Here is a 6,459-nt window from a genome sequence, read left to right on the forward strand (position 1 = left end):
ATTAGTTCACCATCCCTAAGAGGTAGACGATTGAGAAGATGAAGACCCAAACAACATCGATGAAGTGCCAGTAAAGACTTGATACATAAAACTTCGGTGCGTTGTACACATCGATTGGACGGTTCCAGTTACGAATCAAGAGTGTCGTGATCCAAAGGAGACCGAACGTAACGTGCGCGCCGTGGAAGCCGACCAACGTGTAGAAGGCTGAACCGAATGCGCTCGACGTGAACGTGTGACCGATGTGGTAGTAGTGAATGAACTCGTAAATCTCAGCACCAAGGAATCCTGCACCAAGAAGGAGCGTCACAATCAACCAAAGCTTCATACGCCCTGGATTGTTTGCTTTCATGTTCATCATCGCAAGGACACTTGTCAGTGAACTTGTGAGGAGGAGCATCGTCATGATGAAGACGAGCTCCATTTCGAAAATGTTATACGAGCGTAACTCCTCTGGCGCACCAGAGTTCAAGAGACCAACGTATGTTCCAAAGAGCGAGGCGAAGAGGACTGTCTCTCCACCAAGGAAGAACCAGAAGGCCACATATTTATTTTTCCCTTCCAGCGTTGCTTTCTCTGGATTGGCCGGGATACCGGTCACTGGGTGTTTTTCAACTGCATGTGCCATTTATTGTTCTCCTTTCTCACGAATCGCTTTCAAGTCAGCTTCGACTTGTGACTTCGGAATGTAGTAGCCGTGATCGTCAATCCAAGAACGTAGGAACATCGAGACGAACGTCATCGCTAATCCAAATCCAATCAATGACCAACCGATGACTGCGTTATCCAAGTGGAAGATTGCTCCAAGTCCTGCGATAAAGAGGCCGAGTGACATGAAGAACGGAATGAGCGAGTTGTTCGGCATGTGGATGTCCGAAACTTCTTCAGCGACTGACACGCGTTTGTTTCCTGCCATTTTCTCGAGCCAGAACGTATCAAGTCCTTTAACGAGTGGCGTTTGTGCAAAGTTGTACTCTGGAGTCGGAACAGGAAGTGTCCACTCAAGCGTACGTCCGTCTCCCCAGTGATCTGGTTTGACGCGTTCTTTTGACAAGAAGGCTTTCACGACAGCGACAAGCAAGACGATCGTTGATACACCCATGAAGAATGCTCCGGCTGTCGAGAGCAAGTTAAGTGTATCCCAACCTTGACCACCGAGGTACGTGAAGACTCGACGTGGCATACCGAACAATCCGAGGAAGTGTTGCGGGAAGAACGTCAAGTGGAAACCGATAAAGAACAACCAGAACTGCCAGTATCCAAGCTTTTCAGAAAGGGCTTTTCCGAACATGAGTGGGAACCAGTAGTAAAGACCTGCGAAGAGACCGTATACAACCCCACCTACGATAACGTAGTGGAAGTGAGCGACAACGAAGTAGCTGTCGTGGTACTGGTAGTCAGCCGGTGCGACTGAAAGCATAACCCCTGTCATCCCACCAACGAGGAATGAAGGAATGAACGCGACTGAGTAAAGCATCGCCACGTTGAATTTAATTTGACCGCCCCACAGAGTGAAGAGCCAGTTAAAGATTTTAACACCGGTCGGTACGGCGATCGCCATCGTCGCAACAGCGAAGATCGAGTTCGCAACTGGACCAAGACCGACTGTGAACATGTGGTGAACCCAAACCATGAATCCAAGGAAACCGATGAGCATTGTCGCGAAGACCATCGTCGTGTAACCGAAGAGGCGTTTACGCGCAAATGTTGGAATGATTTCCGAGAAAATACCGAATGCCGGTAAGATCAAAATGTATACTTCCGGGTGACCGAAGATCCAGAAAAGGTGTTCCCAGATGACAACGTTCCCACCAAGTGCTGGGTCGAAGTATGCGGCTCCAAAGAGTCGCTCGAACATCAACATGAACAATCCGACCGTAAGTGGCGGGAATGCGAAGACGATCAATGCCGATGCAACGAAAGTCGTCCATGTGAAGAGCGGCATGCGCATGAGCTTCATACCTGGCGCACGCATGTTCAAGATGGTGACGAGGAAGTTAATCCCGGCCATCAATGAACCGAAACCTGAAATCTGAAGACCAAGGGTGTAGAAGTCTACCCCTGTTGCTTCCGGTTGTGTCGAAAGTGGGGCGTAAGCTGTCCACCCTGCGTTCGGTGCTGCTCCGAAGAACCAGCTCAAGTTAAGCATGACTCCACCGAAGAAGAACAACCAAAACCCTAATGAGTTAATGAATGGGAACGCGACGTCGCGTGCCCCGATTTGAAGTGGTACGACGGCGTTCATGAAACCGAATAGCATCGGCATCGCCGCTAGGAAGATCATCGTCGTCCCGTGCATCGTAATTAATTGGTTAAACGTTTCACCGCTGACGAAATCGTTCATTGGTTTAACAAGTTGCCAACGAATCAGTAATGCTTCAATTCCACCGAGAAGGAGGAAGAAGATTCCTGAGAACAAATACAAAATACCGATTTTTTTGTGGTCAACCGTCGTAATCCAATCCATGATGCCATTGTATTTACGCGATTGCTGCATTGCAGTGGTCTGTGCCACGTGAAATCCCCCTTTTCCCGTTAGTCAATCTTCTGCTCATACAAGAAGTCAACGAGTGCGTCTAATTCTTCGTTGCTGATTTGACCTTCATTGAAACCTGGCATGAGAGCCCCTTGTTTCTTCTTTTGCGGGTTACGAATCCACTCTTTCAAGTTGTCCTCGTTGTTTTCGAGGTAACCTGCGAGCCATTCGCGATCGCCGAAGTTCGTTAAACTTGGTGCAACTTTACCGCCGCCGTGACAGCTCAAGCAGCTTTGAACATACACTTCTTCACCTGTCGTCAAGTTCGTGTTGTCTGCGACGAGTTTCTCACCGTTCTCGTCTTGCTTGGCTTTCATGTCAGCGAGCCATTGATCATATTCTTCTTGCTCGAGCGCGATGACTTTAAAGTCCATAAGGGCATGTGACGGACCGCAAAGCTCTGCACATTTCCCGTAGTAAGTACCTGGTTCATTTGCATGTAACCACATTTCGTTATCAAGTCCTGGGTTCGTATCTGTTTTACCAGATAAAGCTGGTACCCAGAATGAGTGAATGACATCTTTTGATGTCAAGTTGATGCCGACTCGTTTTCCAACTGGGATGACGAGTTCTTGACCTGTCACAACACCTGCTTCTGGATATTCAAATTCCCACCAGTACAAGTTTGCTGTAACGTTGATTTCTTCTTCTTTTTTCGCTTCTTTCGCTTTCGCGAGTTCGACAGTCGTTGTGATTGTCGGAACAGCGAGAATGATGAGAAGGATAATCGGAACGACTGTCCAAATCATCTCAAGTGTACTGCTACCTTCAACTTGCTTCGGAATCGATTCATCTTTCCGACGGAACTTCATGAGCACGTACACGTAAATGACCGATACGATGATGAGTACGAAGAGCATGATCGCCAAACTGATGAGAATGATGCGGAGCTGAAGCTCAGCGCCTTCTCCCATCGGCTTCAATGCAGACAATCCCTCTTGACCGCAACCTGACAACAGGACTGCGAACATCATCATCGGGACGATGCCAAACAGAAGCTTCTTAAATGATTTCACAACAATCCCCACTTTCTCCCAAAATGATGTGTAATGGTTTTCTATATAGTGAGTGCGATCACCAGAGTGCTGTCAAAATCAGCGCGATAATCCACACGACTAAATAAATTAATGAATAGAAGAACATTTTGTTTGCCCACTTAATTTCGTCCTCGGCATTGAATCCTTTCAATCCGAGATACAACCAGTAGCCCCCTAAACCGGCTGCGACTGTCAAGTAAACAAGACCATAGTGCATAAATAAGAGCGATGCCGGAATCAGCGTCGCAATCCACCAGATGATTTGCCGTTTTGTGATGGCAAATCCGTTCACGACCGGAAGCATCGGAATGCCTGCCGCTCGATATTCTTCCGTGCGTCGCATAGCGAGCGCTAGGAAGTGAGGTGGTTGCCATAAGAACATGACAAGAAACATGAGCCATGCATCGATATGAAGTGCCGGGTCGAGCGCTGCCCAACCGATGAGCGGAGGAACGGCTCCTGAAATACTACCGACGACCGTATTGAGCGTACTCGTACGCTTCAGCCACATCGTATAAATCACGACATAAAAAAATGCCCCGATTAAACCGAATACAGCGGCGACGTACGATACAAGGAGCAATAACAGAGTTCCTAACGCAAGTTGTGTCAATCCGAGGAGTAAAATCTTCTCCCCTGAAATCTTGCCGGTTACACTCGGTCGATTGTCCGTACGATCCATTAAGTAATCGATATCTCGGTCCACAAAGTTGTTTAGGTAACAACTCCCCGAAATCACGAGTGCGCTTCCTAACATCGTTAATAAGAGCTGTGGCCAAACTTCAAACAAATAAAGGACTGGCGTATCGCTCTGATACGTCGCTGCCACGAAGAAACCTGCAAACACCAACATCAAGTTAGCGCGAACGATTCCCATTTTCGCTAAGGCGACGTAATCTCGGAATGACGTTGACTCTGTATATTCTACATCTACAGTCATTCCTGGGTTGACTTTTGTCATACTGACCCCCCCACATAATCACGAAATCCTCGCATTCTCTTCACAGAAAAAACACAATATGAACAAAATACACTTAACTCTCTACAAAGATACCACATTTTTTTATAAAATACGCCCTTTATGCTTGTAAAATAGCGAGTTTTTTGTGTCAATAGTGTGATATTTGTCACACCTTATGTGCCTTACTAATATTAGAATAACGTTTTTGATAACGATTGCAAGCTTTTCCATTTCGTTTTTTGAACGGAAAGCCGTATAATAAGTATGGCGAAAAAAATATAAATAAACAAGGTACATTTTTAACGGATTTTGATTAGAAGCAGGTGGTATTGCATGCATAAAAAACTCGCGTTTTTCTCAGGGTTTGTCACCCTCGGAATGATGCTTGTCCTCATCATGGGTGGAACCGTGACGAAGACAGACTCAGGGGATGGTTGTGGAACAGACTGGCCACTCTGTCACGGTAAGTTGATTCCGACCAATCCAAGTGTTGAGACGATGATCGAGTACAGTCACCGCGTCGTCTCGGGAATCGAAGGTCTCTTGATCATCGCGCTCGCCATTTGGACGTTCATCGCGGTCAAACATCGTGTCGATGTAAAAATCTTTGCGTTTCTTGCATTTATCTTTATGCTCATCCAATCGATCATCGGAGCAGGGGCGGTTATTTGGCAACAATCAGATGCCATCTTGGCCCTTCACTTCGGGATTTCTCTCGTCTCGTTTGCATCGCTACTCATTTTGACGATTCTATTATTCGAAGGTGACCGGGAGCATAAAGTCGTATCCAAACGGTTGAGATCTCATCTTTACGGTCTTTCGATTTACACGATGATCGTCGTGTACACAGGAGCCTATGTCCGTCACCTCGGTGCTACATACGCTTGTGTCGGTTGGCCGATTTGTGAACAAGAAGTATGGACGTTTGAGTCTTATGTTCAAATGGGTCACCGTGTGATGGCTGGACTACTTGTCTTGTACACATTGTATGTCCTCTATCTTGCTCGAAAAGAGATGAATCGATTAATCGAACGCGGCATGATGGCGTCCCTTTTCTTCATTCTTCTTCAAGTCGGGACTGGCGCATGGATCGTACTCGGCGGGCATGCCACATATGTGCCGCTCCTCCATGCATTCTTGATCACTTGTTACTTCGGCATCCTGTCCTATCTCGCTTACCACGCGTACCGTTCGACGGACCGACAAAGTGATTCACAATTGAAAGACATGAATGGGTAAGTAAAAAAAGCGCCGCGGCGCTTTTTTGTTTACAATTCTGTGAACTACTCGCCACTTATTTGCTTCGCAAATTGAAGTGGGAGCTTCTTGGGAAGACCGTGCTCTTATTAGCCACGATTGTTTACCAAGCTCGTCGGGCAGTCCCTGCCCTGAAGGATTGTCAGTCGACCAACATCAATAGGTTGATGCTCGCGTTGATGTCACGGTCATGATGCGCGCCACAGGCACACGTCCATTCACGGACATCCATCGCCTTCTTCTCGCCTTTTACGCCGCAAGTGGAACAGATCTGCGTCGATGCGAACCATTGATCCGCCTTGATGAGCGTCCGTCCGTAGAAGTTTGATTTGTACTCGAGTTGCCGGACGAACTCGTACCAACTGACATCTGCAATCGATTTGGCTACCTTATGGTTCCGCATCATGTCCTTCGACTTCAATGTCTCCACGACGATGACTTGGTTCTCGTCAACGATCCGTCTCGACAGCTTGTGAAGGAAGTCCTTGCGTTGGTTGGCAATCTTTTCGTGTTTCTTAGCCAAAAGTAATTTGGCCTTTTCACGGTTCTTGCTTCCGATCTTCTTTCGCGACAGCGCCTGTTGCGCCTTCTTGACCTTCGCCTCGGACTTACGAAGGAAACGTGGGTTTTCGATTTTCTCCGATACCATCGCGTCGTTCGTCATGACG

General features: G+C 47.3%; 6 protein-coding genes. 1 reads left to right on the top strand and 5 read right to left on the bottom strand.

Annotated elements, in window-relative coordinates; genetic code table 11:
- Window position 1: 1 nt before the first annotated feature.
- The 4 genes from KNO99_RS04635 to cyoE form a co-directional block, all read right to left on the bottom strand.
- The gene (locus KNO99_RS04635; protein WP_015881284.1) at window positions 2–628 is read right to left on the bottom strand and encodes a cytochrome (ubi)quinol oxidase subunit III; all 627 of its coding nucleotides are present in this window, start codon (window positions 626–628) and stop codon (window positions 2–4) included.
- Window positions 629–2,497 (bottom strand): cytochrome c oxidase subunit I, encoded by a 1,869-nt coding sequence (gene ctaD / locus KNO99_RS04640; protein ID WP_214745686.1) that lies wholly within the window; start codon window positions 2,495–2,497, stop codon window positions 629–631.
- Window positions 2,498–2,535: 38 nt separating this feature from the next.
- A complete protein-coding gene (gene coxB, locus KNO99_RS04645; protein WP_214745689.1) occupies window positions 2,536–3,513 on the bottom strand; it encodes a cytochrome c oxidase subunit II in 978 nt (325 codons plus the stop codon).
- Between the two features lie 97 nt (window positions 3,514–3,610).
- Complete coding sequence (gene cyoE, locus KNO99_RS04650) at window positions 3,611–4,534, bottom strand: heme o synthase (RefSeq protein WP_214745644.1); 924 nt, start codon at window positions 4,532–4,534, stop codon at window positions 3,611–3,613.
- Between the two features lie 333 nt (window positions 4,535–4,867).
- Here cyoE and KNO99_RS04655 point away from each other — a divergent pair, with 333 nt between their 5' ends.
- Entirely contained in the window at window positions 4,868–5,773 is a 906-nt protein-coding gene (locus KNO99_RS04655) for a COX15/CtaA family protein (RefSeq protein WP_214745646.1), read from the top strand.
- Window positions 5,774–5,933: 160 nt separating this feature from the next.
- Here KNO99_RS04655 and KNO99_RS04660 read toward each other — a convergent pair.
- Window positions 5,934–6,459, bottom strand: a 526-nt coding sequence (locus KNO99_RS04660; RefSeq protein WP_214745649.1) for an RNA-guided endonuclease TnpB family protein, incomplete at its 5' end; no start/stop codon positions are given.

Source organism: Exiguobacterium sp. s189 (assembly GCF_018617615.1).
Taxonomy (GTDB): Bacteria; Bacillota; Bacilli; order Exiguobacteriales; family Exiguobacteriaceae; genus Exiguobacterium; species Exiguobacterium aestuarii_A.